This window comes from Acinetobacter sp. 18QD2AZ41W, assembly GCF_009829025.1.
Classification (GTDB): Bacteria; Pseudomonadota; Gammaproteobacteria; order Pseudomonadales; family Moraxellaceae; genus Acinetobacter; species Acinetobacter pseudolwoffii.
On the sequence record NZ_WURP01000002.1, the window covers coordinates 485,574 to 502,221 of the forward strand.

The 16,648-nt window shown below is 45.2% G+C and carries 16 protein-coding genes; 8 read left to right on the top strand and 8 right to left on the bottom strand.

Going from position 1 to position 16,648, the window contains the following annotated elements:
• The first annotated feature begins 3 nt into the window (after positions 1-3).
• From GVV58_RS05355 to GVV58_RS05370, 4 genes are all read left to right on the top strand, one after another.
• The gene (locus tag GVV58_RS05355; RefSeq protein ID WP_005097783.1) at positions 4-3,180 is read left to right on the top strand and encodes an efflux RND transporter permease subunit; all 3,177 of its coding nucleotides are present in this window, start codon (positions 4-6) and stop codon (positions 3,178-3,180) included.
• Positions 3,180-4,652: a multidrug efflux RND transporter AdeIJK outer membrane channel subunit AdeK gene (gene adeK, locus GVV58_RS05360; protein WP_005097784.1), complete on the top strand. Its 1,473-nt coding sequence runs from the start codon at positions 3,180-3,182 to the stop codon at positions 4,650-4,652. The genes GVV58_RS05355 and adeK overlap by 1 nt, the downstream gene beginning before the upstream one ends.
• Positions 4,653-4,758: 106 nt before the next feature.
• Positions 4,759-5,115: a YbjQ family protein gene (locus tag GVV58_RS05365; RefSeq protein WP_005097785.1), complete on the top strand. Its 357-nt coding sequence runs from the start codon at positions 4,759-4,761 to the stop codon at positions 5,113-5,115.
• A 3-nt stretch (positions 5,116-5,118) separates the two neighbouring features.
• Positions 5,119-5,568: a heavy metal-binding domain-containing protein gene (locus tag GVV58_RS05370; protein WP_159138255.1), complete on the top strand. Its 450-nt coding sequence runs from the start codon at positions 5,119-5,121 to the stop codon at positions 5,566-5,568.
• A 350-nt stretch (positions 5,569-5,918) separates the two neighbouring features.
• Here the strand turns inward: GVV58_RS05370 and GVV58_RS05375 are convergent, their stop codons facing one another.
• Both GVV58_RS05375 and GVV58_RS05380 read right to left on the bottom strand, forming a co-directional pair.
• A complete protein-coding gene (locus GVV58_RS05375) occupies positions 5,919-6,416 on the bottom strand; it encodes a DUF2505 family protein (protein WP_005097789.1) in 498 nt (165 codons plus the stop codon).
• 147 nt (positions 6,417-6,563) lie between these two features.
• A complete protein-coding gene (locus GVV58_RS05380; protein ID WP_159516113.1) occupies positions 6,564-6,839 on the bottom strand; it encodes a hypothetical protein in 276 nt (91 codons plus the stop codon).
• 170 nt (positions 6,840-7,009) lie between these two features.
• Between GVV58_RS05380 and GVV58_RS05385 the strand changes: the two genes are divergently transcribed.
• Complete coding sequence (locus GVV58_RS05385; RefSeq protein WP_005097791.1) at positions 7,010-7,894, top strand: alpha/beta fold hydrolase; 885 nt, start codon at positions 7,010-7,012, stop codon at positions 7,892-7,894.
• Positions 7,895-7,947: 53 nt separating this feature from the next.
• Here GVV58_RS05385 and GVV58_RS05390 read toward each other — a convergent pair whose 3' ends face one another.
• Positions 7,948-8,433 (bottom strand): hypothetical protein, encoded by a 486-nt coding sequence (locus GVV58_RS05390; RefSeq protein ID WP_074383421.1) that lies wholly within the window; start codon positions 8,431-8,433, stop codon positions 7,948-7,950.
• A gap of 371 nt (positions 8,434-8,804) precedes the next feature.
• Between GVV58_RS05390 and GVV58_RS05395 the strand changes: the two genes are divergently transcribed.
• Complete coding sequence (locus tag GVV58_RS05395) at positions 8,805-9,272, top strand: GNAT family N-acetyltransferase (protein ID WP_159516114.1); 468 nt, start codon at positions 8,805-8,807, stop codon at positions 9,270-9,272.
• Here GVV58_RS05395 and GVV58_RS05400 read toward each other — a convergent pair.
• The 5 genes from GVV58_RS05400 to GVV58_RS05420 all read right to left on the bottom strand — a co-directional run bounded on the left by GVV58_RS05400 (position 9,269) and on the right by GVV58_RS05420 (position 14,072).
• Entirely contained in the window at positions 9,269-11,071 is a 1,803-nt protein-coding gene (locus GVV58_RS05400; protein ID WP_159516115.1) for a diguanylate cyclase, read from the bottom strand. The genes GVV58_RS05395 and GVV58_RS05400 overlap by 4 nt on opposite strands.
• A gap of 229 nt (positions 11,072-11,300) precedes the next feature.
• A complete protein-coding gene (locus GVV58_RS05405) occupies positions 11,301-11,639 on the bottom strand; it encodes an FKBP-type peptidyl-prolyl cis-trans isomerase (RefSeq protein WP_005097798.1) in 339 nt (112 codons plus the stop codon).
• Positions 11,640-11,723: 84 nt separating this feature from the next.
• Positions 11,724-12,347: an MgtC/SapB family protein gene (locus GVV58_RS05410; protein ID WP_005097799.1), complete on the bottom strand. Its 624-nt coding sequence runs from the start codon at positions 12,345-12,347 to the stop codon at positions 11,724-11,726.
• An 85-nt stretch (positions 12,348-12,432) separates the two neighbouring features.
• The gene (locus GVV58_RS05415; RefSeq protein ID WP_005169770.1) at positions 12,433-12,963 is read right to left on the bottom strand and encodes a YaeQ family protein; all 531 of its coding nucleotides are present in this window, start codon (positions 12,961-12,963) and stop codon (positions 12,433-12,435) included.
• 101 nt (positions 12,964-13,064) lie between these two features.
• Complete coding sequence (locus GVV58_RS05420; protein WP_159516116.1) at positions 13,065-14,072, bottom strand: GTP-binding protein; 1,008 nt, start codon at positions 14,070-14,072, stop codon at positions 13,065-13,067.
• Positions 14,073-14,462: 390 nt separating this feature from the next.
• On the opposite strand from GVV58_RS05420, the gene GVV58_RS05425 reads away from it, so the two are divergent.
• Both GVV58_RS05425 and GVV58_RS05430 read left to right on the top strand, forming a co-directional pair.
• Positions 14,463-14,693 carry a hypothetical protein gene (locus GVV58_RS05425; protein ID WP_005097806.1) on the top strand — a complete coding sequence of 77 codons (231 nt, stop codon included), beginning with the start codon at positions 14,463-14,465 and terminating at the stop codon, positions 14,691-14,693.
• Positions 14,694-15,041: 348 nt separating this feature from the next.
• A complete protein-coding gene (locus GVV58_RS05430) occupies positions 15,042-16,646 on the top strand; it encodes a bifunctional 3-(3-hydroxy-phenyl)propionate/3-hydroxycinnamic acid hydroxylase (protein ID WP_159516117.1) in 1,605 nt (534 codons plus the stop codon).
• The last annotated feature ends 2 nt before the right edge of the window (positions 16,647-16,648 follow it).

Sequence of the window (16,648 nt, forward strand, 5' to 3'; positions counted from 1 at the left end):
TTCATGGCTCAATTCTTTATTCATCGCCCGATTTTTGCATGGGTGATTGCATTGGTTATCATGCTGGCCGGTATTTTAACCATCAGCAAAATGCCAATTGCACAATATCCAACGATTGCTCCGCCAACCGTGACCATTTCTGCGACTTATCCAGGTGCATCTGCTGAAACTGTTGAAAATACAGTGACCCAGATCATCGAGCAGCAGATGAACGGTATGGATGGCTTACGTTATATCTCGTCTAACAGTGCGGGTAACGGTTCTTCTTCTATTTCCTTGAACTTTGACCAGGGTGTTGATCCTGATATCGCACAGGTTCAGGTTCAGAACAAATTACAGTCTGCCACTGCACTTCTTCCCGAAGATGTACAGCGTCAGGGTGTGCGTGTCACCAAATCCGGTGCCAGCTTCCTTCAGGTATTGGCTTTCTATTCACCTGATGGCAGCCTGACCGCCGATGACATCAAAGACTATGTCAACTCGAATATTTCTGAACCTTTAAGCCGTGTGGCCGGGGTTGGTGAAGTTCAGGTCTTTGGTGGCTCTTATGCGATGCGCATCTGGCTAGATCCGGCCAAAATGGCCAGCCTGCAAGTAACACCGAGCGATATTGCGACTGCAATTCGCACCCAGAACGCACAGGTTGCGGTGGGTCAGCTTGGTGGTGCTCCTGCAGTTGAAGGTCAAGTGCTGAATGCGACCGTAACGGCTCAAAGCCTGTTACAAACTCCGGAACAGTTCAGCAATATCTTCCTGAAAAACACCACTTCGGGCGCGCAAGTTCGTCTGGGTGATGTGGCACGGGTGGAACTCGGTGCAGATAACTATCAGTTTGATTCGAAATTTAATGGCAAACCGGCTGGTGGTGTGGCAATTAAACTTGCCACAGGTGCTAACGCGCTTGATACAGCAAAAGCGGTTGAAGAACGCTTAGAACAGTTACGTCCGAACTATCCGCAAGGCATGGTCGATCAACTGGCCTTTGATACAACACCATTTATTGAACTGTCGATTAAGAGTGTGGTTAAGACCCTGATCGAAGCGATTATTCTGGTGTTCCTAGTCATGTTCTTGTTCTTACAGAACTGGCGTGCCACGATCATTCCAACCATGGCCGTTCCAGTCGTGGTCTTGGGTACCTTTGCCGTGATTAACGTCTTCGGCTTCTCGATTAATACCCTGACCATGTTTGCCATGGTGCTGGCGATCGGTCTTCTGGTCGATGATGCCATTGTTGTGGTCGAGAACGTAGAACGGGTCATGGTGGAAGAGCATCTGGATCCGGTTTCTGCGACTGAAAAGTCGATGAAACAGATTTCTGGCGCACTGATTGGTATTACCTCGGTGCTGTCAGCAGTATTCGTTCCTATGGCATTCTTCGGTGGAACCACCGGGGTTATTTATCGTCAGTTCTCGATTACGCTGGTCACAGCAATGGTCTTGTCGCTGATAGTGGCATTAACCTTTACCCCTGCCCTGTGTGCGACCTTGCTGAAACAGCATGATCCGAACAAGCCGCAAAGTAACGGTATCTTTGCCCGCTTCTTCCGCTGGTTTAACCGCAGCTTTGACAATGTGGCGGTGAAATATCAGGGCGGCGTAAATCGCATGACCCACAGCAAGATTTTCTCAGGCATTGTCTATGCAGTAGTGCTGGGTGTTATCGTGCTGCTGTTCCAGAAACTGCCGTCTTCATTCCTGCCGGATGAAGATCAGGGTGTGGTTATGGCGCTGGTTCAGCTACCGCCAAATGCTACCCTGGAACGTACCGACAAAGTGGTCAACACCATGACCAACTATTTCTTGGAAAACGAGAAAGATCATGTCGAGTCGGTGTTTAGTGTGGCAGGTTTCTCCTTTACCGGTGTGGGACAAAACGCAGGTCTGGCCTTTATTAAACTGAAAGACTGGTCTGAACGTAACAGTCCGGAATCTCAGGTCGGTGCCATTATTCAACGTGGTATGGCGCTGAACATGATTGTCAAAGATGCCTCTTATATCATGCCATTGCAGCTTCCTGCGATGCCTGAACTGGGTGTGTCGGCTGGCTTCAACTTACAGCTCAAGGCTGCAAGTGGTCAAAGTCATGACCAGCTTCTGGCAGCACGTAATGCAATTCTGGGCATGGCAGCACAAGATTCGCGTCTGGCAGGTGTACGTCCAAACGGTCAGGAAGATACTCCTCAGTACCGTGTCATTGTGGATCATGCGCAAGCAGGTGCACTGGGTGTCAGCGTTGCCGAAATTAACAGCACCATGGGTATTGCCTGGGGCGGTTCATATATCAATGACTTCATTGATCGCGGTCGTGTCAAGAAAGTCTATGTTCAGGGTGAAGCTGGCTCACGTATGATGCCGGAAGATCTGGACCAGTGGTATGTGCGTAATAATCGCGGTGAAATGGTGCCTTTCTCGGCCTTTGCCACAGGCGAATGGACCTATGGTTCACCACGTCTTGAACGTTATAACGGCGTATCGTCGATGAACATTCAAGGTACACCGGCTCCGGGAATCAGTTCGGGTGATGCCATGGTGGCCATGGAAGAAATTGCGGCGAAGTTACCAGAAATGGGCTTAACCGGCTTTGACTTCGAATGGACCGGTCTGTCTTTGGAAGAACGTGAATCTGGTGCACAGGCGCCGTTCCTGTATGCCCTGTCACTCCTGATCGTATTCCTGTGTCTGGCAGCCCTGTATGAAAGCTGGTCGATTCCGTTCTCGGTTCTGCTGGTGGTGCCATTGGGTATCGTCGGTGCATTGCTCATGACTTATGGCGGGATGGTGCTGCTGCAAAACCCGAACCTGTCGAATAACATTTACTTCCAGGTGGCGATCATTGCCGTGATTGGTCTTTCTGCGAAAAATGCGATCTTGATCGTGGAATTTGCGAAAGAGCTACAAGAGCAAGGTGAAGATTTATTCGAAGCAACCTTGCATGCGGCGAAAATGCGTTTACGTCCAATTATCATGACCACTTTGGCCTTTGGTTTTGGTGTATTGCCGCTTGCCCTGGCTTCAGGTGCAGGTGCAGGTAGTCAGCACTCAGTCGGTTATGGTGTACTTGGTGGCGTGATCAGCTCGACCTTGTTAGGTATCTTCTTTATCCCGGTATTCTACGTGTGGATTCGAAGTATCTTTAAATACAAACCAAAACAACAAAATCAGGAGTATAAGTCGTAATGCAAAATGTATGGTCTATTACAGGTCGTAGCATTGCGGTATCTGCCCTTGCGCTTGCTTTGACAGCCTGTCAAAGCATGCGTGGTCCAGAGCCGGTTGCACAGGCAAATATCCCGAGCAGCTATACCAATGCGTCTGGTACTTCTGTAGCAGAACAAGGTTATAAAAACTTTTTTGCCGATCAGCGCCTGTTACAGGTGCTCGATCTGGCATTAAACAATAACCGTGATCTGCGCACTGCTGCCCTGAATATTCAACGCGCCCAGCAACAGTATCAGATTACTGAAAACAATCAGTTACCGACCATTGGTGCCAGTGGCAGCGTGTTACGTCAAGACACGGGCAGCAGCAATCCTCAAAGCCGCGGTGCTGTAACCACCTATAATGTAGGTCTGGGTGTAACCGCATTTGAGCTGGACTTTTGGGGGCGTGTACGTAGCTTAAGTGACAATGCACTGGATAACTTCCTGGCAACTCAAAGTGCGCGAGATGCGACACAAATTGCGCTGATTGGTCAGGTGTCTCAAGCCTGGCTCAGCTATTCATTTGCCAATGCCAATCTGGCTTTGGCTGAACAAACACTAAAAGCACAGCTTGAATCGTTTAACCTGAACAAGAAACGTTTTGATGTCGGGATCGACAGCGAACTTCCTGTGCGTCAGGCCCAGATTTCCGTCGAAACGGCACGCAATGATGTCGCGAATTACCGCACTCAGGTGGCACAGGCACAAAACCTGTTAAACCTGCTGGTCGGTCAGCAAGTGCCTGCGACTTTATTGCCGGCACAACGCGTAACCCGCATCACGTCCAATACGGCACTGGGTGCAGGCTTGCCAAGTGATCTGCTGATTAACCGTCCAGATGTACGCGCTGCCGAGTATCGTCTGTCTGCAGCGGGTGCCAATATTGCAGCAGCACGCGCACGCCTGTTCCCGACCATCAGTTTGACCGGTTCAGCAGGTTATGCATCGACCGATTTAGGCGATCTGTTTAAATCAGGCAGTTTTGGCTGGTCCTTTGGCCCAAGTCTGGATATTCCAATTTTCGATTGGGGTACCCGTCAGGCCAATATCCAGATTTCTGAAACCGATCAGCAAATTGCATTATCAGATTACGAAAAGTCGATTCAAGCCGCTTTTCGTGAAGTAAATGATGCGCTAGCAGTTCGCCAAAACATCGGTGATCGTATTGCTGCACAGCGCCGTCTGGTAGAAGCCACCAATACCACCTATCGCTTGTCGCAGGCACGTTTTCGCGCCGGGATTGACAGCTATCTGACGGTACTGGATGCACAGCGTGCCTCTTATGCCGCAGAACAAGGCTTGCTCTTGCTTGAACAGGCCAACTTGAACAATCAGGTTGAAGTCTACAAGACCCTCGGCGGAGGCTTAAAAGTCAATACCACGGATACCCTGCCGAATCAGCCGTCCGTGACTGAACAACGCCGCGCAGCAGAACAGCAGGCGAAATAGATTTAAAATAGAAAAAGAAAAGCTCACTTCGGTGGGCTTTTTTATTGCATTTTCAAGGCAGTTTTCCTATTGTCATAGACCAGCAATTTATTTAGAAAACATACGCATGTTACTTAGCAATCTGGAATCTGTACCGGGACATACTATTCGCCAACAAATTGATGTGGTTTATGGCAGTACGGTACGCAGCAAACATGTCGGGCGTGATTTACTCGCTGGCCTGAAAAATATTGTCGGGGGTGAGCTTACTGCTTATACCGAGCTGCTGGAAGAATCCCGTCAGGAAGCGATGAACCGGATGGTTGAAAAAGCCCGTAGCATGGGTGCCAATGCGATTGTCGGTATTCGTTTCTCGACCTCCAATATTGCCCAAGGCGCCTCTGAACTGTTTGTTTATGGAACGGCAGTCATTGTTGATCCAGTCATGCCAAAATTACCCGACCCTTTTCCACAGGCAGAATAATTCATGGACGGTTTAATTTTTCAGATCGTCATTTTTGTCATTCTGTTTAGCGTCGGTTTTGGCTTTGGTCGTTATAATGAACGCAAACATTTTCGTTATCTAGACGAACAGGAACAACGACTGGCTTATATCCAGGTCAACAACAGCCGCTTTATCTTATCTGAACATTCCGGACAGATGATCAGCAGTAATGTCGTCATTTCCCATGATTATTTTAAATACGCAATTGCCAATGTGCAGAACATGTTGGGAGGTCGTCTGACCAGCTATGAAAGCGTGGTAGAGCGGGCGCGGCGTGAGGCGATTGTACGTTTAAAACTTGAAGCTGAAAAAATCGGAGCCACCCAGATTATGGGGATTCGGCTGAGCACTACGGAACTGGGCATGCAAGGCGGTATGGTCGAAGTCTTTGCTTATGGCACTGCAATTCAGCAGCCTACTTCACTAATCTAAAAATAGCTATATAAACAATAGCATGCAGATGGTTAGCTCATGTTGCGCAGTACGCGCAGATAATTACTGAATGTGGATCAACTCGCTTATCGACTGGGGATGCAATATCATAGAAGAAGTGATTAAGCTCAAAGTTAGCGGCATAAATACAAATAATATGATGCCGTTTCTTCAGTCGATCAAACGGCACTCAATCCCATCTGTATTGCCTTATTATTTTTCTACGTCTTAAGCCGCATTGCTTAGAGAACGGCAGCAAGCTAAATGGCTATACATTGCCGAATTGACCGCCACCACCCAGCTTAAAAGTGCCCTTTTTAAATATTGGTGAACGAGATGGGTGCACTAATTCAGGCTGTTAGGCTCTTGCGTAATTCATCTTCAACGATACTGAGTTCAATTTCACTAAATTTACGAATCTCGCCTTCTGCATGCTTTTCCAGCATACCGCCGAGCAATGGTACTTTAACTTTTACTGTCCAGTTAAGCTGAAACTGGATCTGGTCTTCATCTCCCGTGACTGCACGCTGACAGGTCGCCTCGATCGGTAAATTTGCCCCGAGTTGTACCGTCGATGTCATTTGATTCAGATCGCTGATATCGGTACGCTGCAAACGGAATGCATCCTTAAGTAATTTTTTTGCCATATCCGGGATGTTGACATCCAGATTATAGGCACGTTTCAAGGTATACATATGCCCCTGCTTTTCCGAGACCAGAATTTCTAAATTTTGCGCAGGAATTCGATGACAGACTGCCTCATGCAAACGAATATCATTGGCCAGACGTTTAAATTCATCAATAGACACGCCATTGATAATTGCTTTCACAGTGAACTGATGTGCCATGCTATTTTTCCTTATTTTTATTGCATTATTCGCTTAGGTCACTCCGGACTATCGCAAATAAAACCAAACACAGAGATGATTCTGCAATTTATATCAACTTTATAGCATCTGTCATTATTCTTTTATCGGGAAATAGTGGCAATTCGGTCAATCTTTGCAAGATAGTTTTGCAGACAACTGTGTCTGGCCACAACTGATCTGTAGCTGCGCTGTGGCATAGTCAATCACGACATGAAATTCATCGGCGCCATCGTCTAAACCGGACACATACCATGTGGTTCCGTTTGGAAAATCCTGCAACCAGTCTGCTTTATAAAAGTCTGAAACCGAATCAAACTGCACATACAGTTCAGGCTGCGCTTCGATCTTCATTGCCAGAGCCATAAACTTCTGTAATTGCGCCTGCTGAAAATCAATAATCATACTATTTCCCCCTGTTTAGACATGATGATAGCGCAGCGATCTTCATATATGTTTAAAGGGTTCTTCTCGCTATACGACTGCCGAGTTTTGACATCTGGCCCATTATTGGATTAAACATAAGCTAGCGCACAAAAAACAAGATCTCATCCAATATAACGAAGGATATACTCATGGTGCAGGGAAAAATGCAGGTAGAAAGTGTCCAGTTTCTGGCAGAAGATGGTTATAGCTTAAGTGGCAAACTCTACCGGACACCGTCTGTGGCGAAGGCCAATATTGTCGTTGCCTGTGCGACGGGAGTACCGCAAGCGTTTTATCGCCGTTTTGCAGAATATGCAACTCATGCCGGTTTTCAGGTGCTGACCTTCGATTATCGAGGGGTGGCCGCTTCCGCACCGAAACAGCTCAAAGGCTTTAAAATGTCTTATCTGGACTGGGGAGAATATGACCTGAGTGCGGCAATTGAATATTTGGGCCGGACAGGACTGGATATTTATATGATTGGCCATTCCTATGGAGGTCAGGCATTAGGTCTGTGTAAACATCATGACCGCATCGAAGCGATGTACTGTTATGGCACAGGCGCCGGCTGGCATGGTTATATGCCACTCAAGGAAAAAATCAAGGTTCAGATGATCTGGAATATTGTTTTCCCTCCACTTGTAGCAATCACCGACTATTTGCCATGGAGCAAATTTAACATGGGTGCAGACTTGCCACGTGATGTCTATGATCAGTGGCGTAAGTGGTGCAAATATCCGACCTATTTCTTTGCCGATCCGGATTTGAAAGACTTACACCTACGTTATGCTGCGGTAAGTACTCCGATTTATGCGGTTGCTGCTCTCGATGATGCTTGGGCCCTGCCTAATTCCAGACATGCTTTTATGCAATATTACCGTCAGGCAAACGTGCATTATATTGATCTTAAAGCTGAAGATTATGGTTTAAAGGACATTGGTCATATGGGCTATTTCCGTCAGGGGGCAGAAAAAATCTGGCAAGATGCCTTAAATACCTTTTCCGAATTACATCGGCTTAAATATGCAGCCTGATGTTTAATGCCTATCGTTTCCTGCAAAACTTACAAGCTTCCTGAGCAGAGAGATCAAGCACAATCTGACCGTAAAAGATCGGTACGAATTTCCTGACGATGCTCTTGGCCAAAACGGTCGACATGCGTATAAAACACGCCATAGCGGCCGACATAATATTCCAGTGACTGATGGTAAAAATTCCAGAAAATCGACCACTCCCCTAAATCCATCTGACGAATTTGTGTACTGCTTTGCATGGGCATTTTTTGCAAGATTTCCTGCTGTAACTGCTCTGCCTGTGCCCTGTCCTGAATAGCTACATGACGCTGAAAAAACAGCTGAGCAACATCATCAAACAGTTCCAGTTCATAAGCATCAACCAGATGCACCTGTTCCTCATGCGTAGTCATGACATGTTCTGAAATACTGGCAATTTGTTCAGGTTTTTCTGCACGCTGCGCAGAGAGATAAGACTGGGTTTTATAAATTTTCCGCCCCACGATCCAGGCGGCATTGAACAGCAAAAAAATACACAGCAAGAGCAACAATTTAAACATAGTAGATCATCTCGTGTGGCTGATTTTATTTTTATTACCGAGCACTTCATATTCATTTGAATAATGGCCTAACACCTAGCATACGTCTATTTTTTAGACAGTGCAAACTCCTGCACTATTTCGATGATGGCATCCTTGACTCGATTTTATGGGGATTTAAAGTAAGCACGGCGATTCTAGCAAAGCTTGCTGTAAATTTGAGCACCCGCTCCTGAGAAGCGTTGATTTTAGAAAATCAGATAAACAAAACCGACAGATCAGCAACATAAGTTATCTTCACCTACTGGTTTTTAAGAAAATCCTCTCAAAAAACTACAAGATTGTTATTTTGTTTCAACCTGCATTTCTCTTCCAATGAAGCCTTCCTGTAAATGTTCGAGAAAATGAATAACATGGTGATTCGTGAAGGGAAGATTCAGGATATACCTCAAATTATTCAGGTGATTCATGACAGTATTCAATCTTGTGTTTTAGATCATCAACGTGAGGACAGTCGCATCCAAAGCTGGCTGGAAAAATTTGATCACGCCAGCCTGATTGTCGATATGCTTTATAACGATTGTTGGGTTTGCCTTGTGCACGACAAAGTAGTCGGGTTTTTATTGGTCAGTGATACTGGAGAAATCCGGATGCATTATGTCGCCCCACATTGCCAGAGGCTTGGATTTGGCACCAAATTATTTAATCAAATGCATGCAGCATTAGTAGAGAAAAAAATCTATCAGATTGCAGTCAAGTCGACTCAAACAGCCCTCAGCTATTATCAGCGATGTGGATTTGATTCGAGCACCGCACATTCACAAGATGATGGATCATATCTGTATAAATACGTTTTTTAATCTGCACCCTGCTCAAAGTTTAATTGATCACGCCCGGTCTGTTTAGCCAGATACAGCTGCACATCTGCGGCTTTCATCAAGGCATGAATATCGGTATATTGATGTTGTGGGCTTATCCAAGCAGCGCCCACACTGACCGTGATCCAGGCTTTGCCATCCGGCCGGTTTAGATGTTCAAATTGTTGTTCCCGAACCTGCTGAATGACACGTTCCAGATATTGCAGGGCAACCTGAATCGGTATATCACCAAGCAGAATGGCAAATTCCTCCCCGCCATAACGCGCCAGATAACCCGATTGAGGCAAGCTGGCCTGAATCACCTTAACCAGGTTTTGTAGAATCTCATCACCCTTTAAATGGCCATAATGATCATTATAATTTTTAAAATAATCAACATCCAGCATGGCAAAAAGCAGTGTGGCATGTGAATGTTGCTGGCTTTGCAAAAACTTCTGCTGGATTTCACTATTTAAAGCACGCCGGTTAAAAGCACCGGTCAGCGCATCAATCTTCATCTGATGTTCCAGTTTGGCATTTAGTTGATGCAGTTGCTGGGTACGCTCTTTGACTTTTTGATCAAGCGAACTGTTGAGCTCGATGAGGTTAAAATTTAGCTGTTCTGTCTGATAAGTTTGATGCGCATAGTGTCTAGACTGCTGAAACATAATCAACAAGGCATATAAACTGGTGGAAATGAAAGACAAATGTGTGGTTTGAATGACATTAATCAGCAAGAGATAGTCATTTAAAAATGTCAGACACAAGAAAATAATGGCAAACAGATTCAGGCGTGAATACGGTTGCTTATCACGTAGGGTCTGATAAAACCCGTACATGAAATTCCCAATAATCACCAGACCATAAATCGCACTATAGAGCGCAAGACGTTCAAATAACTCTGGGGTAGAAAATAGCGTCACACTGATATTCAAAATCAATAAGACGATCGCAATATAATAAATCAGCGGTTTTAAATAGCGCTGATTAAACAGATGCATATAACTGAGGAAAAACAATACCGCCAGAAACGTAAACAGATACTCTAAACGTGTTCCCCATAACCAGTCGATATTGGTAAATACCGAATAAGCATAGGGCGCTGAAAACATATTATGCAGGGCCAGAAAGATAATAAAACAGCCAAACACAAAAATGCTTTTGCTATTACGCTCTTTCGATCCTCGAAATATTGAAAACAGGATATTGAAAACACCCACCCCGAGTACTGCGCCACAGGCCATGGCAATACTCATCATCAACTGCTGGAATTGACGATTGACTGTACCTGCGACCCCAATCTGCATTGGGCGTTCCAGCCCTCCATGCAAATGAGTGTAATTCGAGGCCTGAATGCTTAAGGTAATGTATTCACTGTCTGCAACGAAATAGCCAATCCGGGGGGCTTTTTCAGTGATCTGCTGTTCAGGTGTTTTACTGATTTGCCCAAGCCGGACAATAAACTCGCCATTTACATAGACCCGATAAGCGCCATATTGAGCAGGAATCCGAATGGCAATCCGGCGTCCGATAAATTCTTTAGGAATTTTATAATGGCTAATAAATGTGCCATAACCAATATTTGAGTTGGTCAGTATTTTAAAGGAAGCCGGTAATTCCACTGTTTTTGATAACAGTACGGAACTTGGCTGGACAATAAACTGGCTCGGATAAAATAACCATTTCCCCTGCAAAGGGCTGCTGCTGTGTTCGCTAAAATGAATTTCAGAGATATGATCACGGAACTGCTGCTGCACCCCGGGGGATGTGGCAGCGATCTGGGCAGATACTGAAGTGCTCATCAAGATGCCCCAGCTTATGGCCCAAACCCACATTACAAAATAGACATTCCTTATCACGTTTTGCAAAGACAGTAGTTTCCTGAAAAAGAGCTTTATTCTTCTTATAATCTACTTGGAATATCAGGGAGTTCAAATATTTTTTTGTAGTTTATCGGAAGAAGCCCCCAATACTGAGACTTCTCCCGATCAGCATTCACTCATGATATTGAAGGAATCTTATTTCAATGAATTAATCACGTGTTTTTACATCAAACAGTTCAATTTCAAAAATCAGGTCTGAATTGGCTGGAATCACTTTGCCCATTTTACGTTCGCCATAGGCCAAATGTGCCGGCACTAGCAGTTTACGTTTACCGCCCACTTTCATGCCCAAAATGCCCTGATCCCAACCTTTGATCACACGGCCTGTTCCGATCACGGTTTCAAAATAATTACCGCGATCAATCGATGAATCAAACTTGGTTCCATCTTCTAGCCAGCCGGTATAGTGTGTGGTAATCAGCGCGCCTTTTACCGCCTCTTTCCCTTCGCCTACTTTTAAATCAATAATTTCAAGTTCGTTAATCATGCTTATTTACCTGAGATTGGCATAAATTCAAAAACCAGTATAAACCGGATTGATTGATTTTTTTAGGCTTTAGTCCTTGATGGATTAAAAGCTGAGTTCCTGAATATTCTGATCATTGAGTAAATGCAGGGTGAGTTTTTGATGGTTTTTGGCCGATCCCATCAGCACCCATCTTCCGCTAATCTGCTGCTCAACCTTGCGCTGTGAAGAATGCATGACTTTTAGCTTATATTGTTTGAAAAGCGATTCATAATGGTTGAGCTCATGTTTCTCAAAAGGACAGACAATTTCGTAATTACGTTCCTGATTCAGCGACTCGATCCCGCGCTGTACATACATCAGTAGAACCAGCACCACCATGACCATTAAAGTGGCCCAGATACTCAGGATTTCATAACCCGCACCGGCTGCCATGCCCAGTGCTGCAGTCATCCAGATGGTGGTGGCCGTGGTAATTCCTGAAATACGGTTCTCATCTTTGAGAATGACCCCTGCCCCTAAAAAGCCTAGCCCCGTCAGGACATTGGCCGCCAGCCGGTCAGGATTTTCCACACCTATTTTCAGGGAAATGATAGTAAACAGACAGGAGCTGAGACTGACCATGATCATGGTACGCAGTCCGGCAGATTTACTATGATATTCACGTTCTGCACCAATAATGGCTCCGATCGCGACGGCCAGCAGTAAATCATAAAGTTCATGGTACATGACATAACCCTGAGTATTTTTATCCCTCAGGTATACGCAATTTAAGCGACAGGATACAAGTCCAGACGTGCATCCTTATGCGTCCTTATTGTAACTGTTCCCACTCGACCAGCACCTGCCCCTGATCGCCAATCAGAGTCCATTCACCATCCATCACATTGAGCTGTAACTGCATGGTGCGTGCACATAATTGTGGCAATGCATCGGTGGTTGTAGTCGATAATTTCCACACCTCCACATTCTTTAACGTCTTTAATTTGCTGCTGCGCTTATACCATTCATCTACCGCAGAACCATAGGTCACCACAGCCACTTGCTTACAGCGCGCACTGGCTTTTTTGACTTTATCTTCATCCGGGCTACCGACTTCAATCCATTTCACCAATTGACCAGTGAGGTCTTTTTCCCACAAGGCCGGCTCATCGGTTTCAAACAGATCCTTGGTAAATTCCAGCGCTTCATCGGCATAACGCGCATACGCCAGAATACGCACCATCAGGCGTTCAATGGTTTCTGAAGGATGCAGCGCCATCGTCAACTGATAATCTGCATAACGGTGCGTATCCATATCTGCAATATTCAAATCAACCTTATAAATCGTCGCTTTTAACGCCATAACACAATCCTCAAATTTGGCGCCTAGCATATAAGATTTAGCAGTATTTTGCTGAACAGATTTAGGTCAATAACTCATTCAGTGCACTGGAAACAGTACTATTATTTTTCCGGATCAATACGGCATTGCATCAAGGCAGTTTCAAACTCCAGCCAATCCCGTGACTGTTGATAAATCACTTCGATCCGGTTATCAATACCTGCCTCGACCGACTGATAATTAAACTGTTCCGGATTAAAATTAAAGCTTTTCCAGCCCTGATCGGTATTAAAAATTCCTTTGATTCTGAGCCAGTCTTTTTGTTCACACAGCAAGTCGAGCAAATCATAAAAATGAAATTGCCAGCGTTTTGGCAACTTCCAGCCCGCAACCTGATAGCCCTGCGCGCTTTCCACATAATGATAAGGCAGCTGCTGAATCAGCACGGGTACCTCTGGGGAAGGATTGATCTGTTGCTGTTTTAATAAAGGCTGGAGCTGACGTACAGAACCTTGATAATCCTGTTTAATCTGCTCAATACTCAGCTGTCCCTGCTCTGTGCACAACCACTGCTGGGCATAGACTTGATATTCCGCCTGAAGCTGCGTAAGCGCAGCATGATCTTCAGCTGTCATTAAATCTGTATGTGAAATCACCACAATCTGCGCGGCCTTAAGCTGATCTGCATACAGATTTTGCTGTGACCAATCCTGATCATGCAAACGTGAACCATCGACCACCGTGACCAAAGCCTGCATGTTTAAATGACTGTGCCAATGCGGTTCGGTCAACTGTTCTAACAATTGTGCAGGATGTCCCAGCCCGGTCGGCTCGATAAACAGCCGATCCGGTTTCACTTCGGACAGTAAACGTGACAAGGCAATCTGCATCGGCAACTGACTACTACAACATAGGCAGCCACCCAGTAATTCCTTTACCGCATAGCCTGAATCTTGTGGCAATAACTGCTGGTCGACCCCGATCTGACCGAACTCATTCATCAGTACGGCCCAGATTTCCTGTTCAGGTTTCTGCTGTAATAAATGCTTAAGCAGTGTGGTTTTACCCGCCCCCAAAAATCCAGAAATGATATGGACAGGAATCGGCTGTGCTGCGGACAGAATTTTCAAAATCGGTTCTCAAGAGATTAAATAGACAAGATCATGCCCTGTATTATAGGGCACAGCATGGTTTTAGAGACATTTTCTTGCTCAATGGCGACTTGAAACTATCAGTTTATAAGTTAATAGAATTATCTCAAATAGAGAATCTTGATGTTTATTCATATTTAAAATTCAGCTTTTTTGAAACATTCATATACATTTTCATTAAATAGAACACTGCATAATTAACAGTAATTAAACAACTTTCTGCATTGTGTATATGCTGAGTTATTCACTCCGTGTCGCTTTTGTTAATTGATTTGCTCATCAAAATTTCAGTGCTTAGGATGAACTCCTGTCGAATTGATGTGATGGTCAGCTCGGCAAATTACATGACATAAATAAAGGATGCCAAAAATGAAATATGCACAAATCTTACTTGCAACAACGCTTACTGCTGCTGCAGCCACCAGCTTTGCCGCGACTGAAACAACAAACGCAAATACAAACACTGAAGAAAAAGTGATTGTCAGTACCCAGGAATTGCCTGAGTCAAATGCTCCGGTTGCTGGCGCAAATGCAGAACAACCAGCTGCATCTGAAGCTGCTGCAGAAAGCGCAACACCTGCACAACCTGCAGCACGTTAAGTGATTTAACGACGGGTTAAATGATCAAAGAAAATATCAGGGCAGTATTTCTCCAGTAGGCTTAGCCTGTACTGCCTCATATTGATCGATGCTGAATCATGCTTGCTGCGGGTTCAGCATTTTTATTGACTAGATTTAAATGCCCATCATAGTTAAAACTGATCACAGGATTGAGAATGACTATTGAATTATTTTAAATTTATCATTTAAATTCAATTATTTAAATAATAAAAACCCACTTAAGATTAATATTATTCATATAGCTCAACTACTATCGCCTAACTTGTTTACAGCTCAGAACTGTCCCTTAATAGATTGAAATGCAAGTCGATTGAATGGACATTCACTATGAGCAATACCAATTACAGCACTGATGTAGCAATCCTCGGCGCTGGGCCTGTAGGCTTAACCATTGCCAACTATCTGAGCAAGCAAGGCGTGAGCGTCACGATGGTCGAGCAACTGGATAGTTTGATTGATTATCCACGTGCCATTGGGATCGATGATGAATCTTTGCGTACCATTCAATCCTTAGGTTTGGTCGATCAAGTCTTGCCCCATACCACGCCCAATCATGCTATGCGCTTTTTAACACCTAAGGGTCGCTGTTTTGCAGATATTCAACCTTTAACCCGTGAATTTGGATTTTCACGCCGTAATGCCTTTATTCAGCCACAAGTCGATCAGGTTCTGCTTCAGGGCTTAAAACAATATGAAAATACGCAGGTGCTGTTCTCACGTCAATTGACCCAGTTTAGTCAGGATGCCGAGGGTGTAACGCTTAACCTGCAAAATGAACAAGGGAATACAGAAACAGTCCGTGCCCAGTACCTGATTGCCTGTGATGGCGGTAACTCTTATGTACGCCGTAATCTGGGCATTGCTTTTGAGGGTGAAACTGCACCAAATCAGTGGATCGTAATCGATCTTGAAAATGATCCGCTTGCGACACCGCATATTTACCTGTGTTGTGATCCGGTACGTCCTTATGTATCCGCCGCATTGCCCCATGGAATTCGCCGTTTTGAATTTATGGTCATGCCGGGTGAAACTCAGGAAGAACTCAGCAAACCGGAAAATATTGCCAAATTACTGGCCAAAGTGCTTCCAAGTACCGACGGCATCGAAGTGATCCGTCAGCGTGTTTATACCCATAATGCCCGTATTGCGGACAAATTCCGGGTAGACCGTATTTTACTGGCAGGTGATGCTGCGCACATTATGCCCGTCTGGCAAGGTCAGGGTTATAACAGCGGGATGCGGGATGCCTTTAACCTGGCCTGGAAAGTCGCACTGGTGGTTCAAGGCAAAACCGGCCCCGCACTTTTAGATTCTTATCAGATTGAACGTAAAGACCATGCCAAAGCCATGATTGATCTGTCCGTGATGGCCGGTCATGTATTGGCACCACCAAAAAAGTGGCAAGGTTTTGTCCGTGACGGTATCGCCTATGCCCTGAACTATATCAAGCCGATCAAACAGTACCTGCTGGAAATGCGCTTTAAACCGATGCCGAAATATCATGATGGTGTGCTTTTGAGCAACGGCGCCAAAAATTCTCCAATTGGCAAGATGTTCATTCAGCCTCAAGTTCAGCTTGTATCAGGTGAAACAGTGTTACTGGATGAAGTCATCGGCAATGATTTTGCCATTATTGCCTGGGGTGTCGATCCAAAATGGGGCCTGAGTCCAGAGACACTGCAACAGTGGAAAACCCTCGGGGTAAAATTCATTCAGGTGATTCCGGCAGTGCAGTTACAAAATACCCAGCGCCAACCGTTTGAAGATGTCATCACCATTGGTGATAACGGCACAGAAATTCGCTCCTGGTTTGGCAATACTTCCGATTCAGTGGTGATCTTGCGTCCTGACCGTTTTGTGGCCGCACTGGCCATTCCACAATCACTGGAAAACACCAGCCAGCAACTGTTTAAAAAGCTGTACCTGAAATAATT

Bases quoted from the DNA above. Each gene is read 5' to 3' on its own strand.
- GVV58_RS05355 (WP_005097783.1), top strand. From the start codon at position 4: ATGGCTCAATTCTTTATTCATCGCCCGATTTTTGCATGGGTGATTGCA.
- adeK (WP_005097784.1), top strand. From the start codon at position 3,180: ATGCAAAATGTATGGTCTATTACAGGTCGTAGCATTGCGGTATCTGCC.
- GVV58_RS05365 (WP_005097785.1), top strand. From the start codon at position 4,759: ATGTTACTTAGCAATCTGGAATCTGTACCGGGACATACTATTCGCCAA.
- GVV58_RS05370 (WP_159138255.1), top strand. From the start codon at position 5,119: ATGGACGGTTTAATTTTTCAGATCGTCATTTTTGTCATTCTGTTTAGC.
- GVV58_RS05375 (WP_005097789.1), bottom strand. From the start codon at position 6,416: ATGGCACATCAGTTCACTGTGAAAGCAATTATCAATGGCGTGTCTATT.
- GVV58_RS05380 (WP_159516113.1), bottom strand. From the start codon at position 6,839: ATGATTATTGATTTTCAGCAGGCGCAATTACAGAAGTTTATGGCTCTG.
- GVV58_RS05385 (WP_005097791.1), top strand. From the start codon at position 7,010: ATGGTGCAGGGAAAAATGCAGGTAGAAAGTGTCCAGTTTCTGGCAGAA.
- GVV58_RS05390 (WP_074383421.1), bottom strand. From the start codon at position 8,433: ATGTTTAAATTGTTGCTCTTGCTGTGTATTTTTTTGCTGTTCAATGCC.
- GVV58_RS05395 (WP_159516114.1), top strand. From the start codon at position 8,805: ATGTTCGAGAAAATGAATAACATGGTGATTCGTGAAGGGAAGATTCAG.
- GVV58_RS05400 (WP_159516115.1), bottom strand. From the start codon at position 11,071: ATGAGCACTTCAGTATCTGCCCAGATCGCTGCCACATCCCCCGGGGTG.
- GVV58_RS05405 (WP_005097798.1), bottom strand. From the start codon at position 11,639: ATGATTAACGAACTTGAAATTATTGATTTAAAAGTAGGCGAAGGGAAA.
- GVV58_RS05410 (WP_005097799.1), bottom strand. From the start codon at position 12,347: ATGTACCATGAACTTTATGATTTACTGCTGGCCGTCGCGATCGGAGCC.
- GVV58_RS05415 (WP_005169770.1), bottom strand. From the start codon at position 12,963: ATGGCGTTAAAAGCGACGATTTATAAGGTTGATTTGAATATTGCAGAT.
- GVV58_RS05425 (WP_005097806.1), top strand. From the start codon at position 14,463: ATGAAATATGCACAAATCTTACTTGCAACAACGCTTACTGCTGCTGCA.
- GVV58_RS05430 (WP_159516117.1), top strand. From the start codon at position 15,042: ATGAGCAATACCAATTACAGCACTGATGTAGCAATCCTCGGCGCTGGG.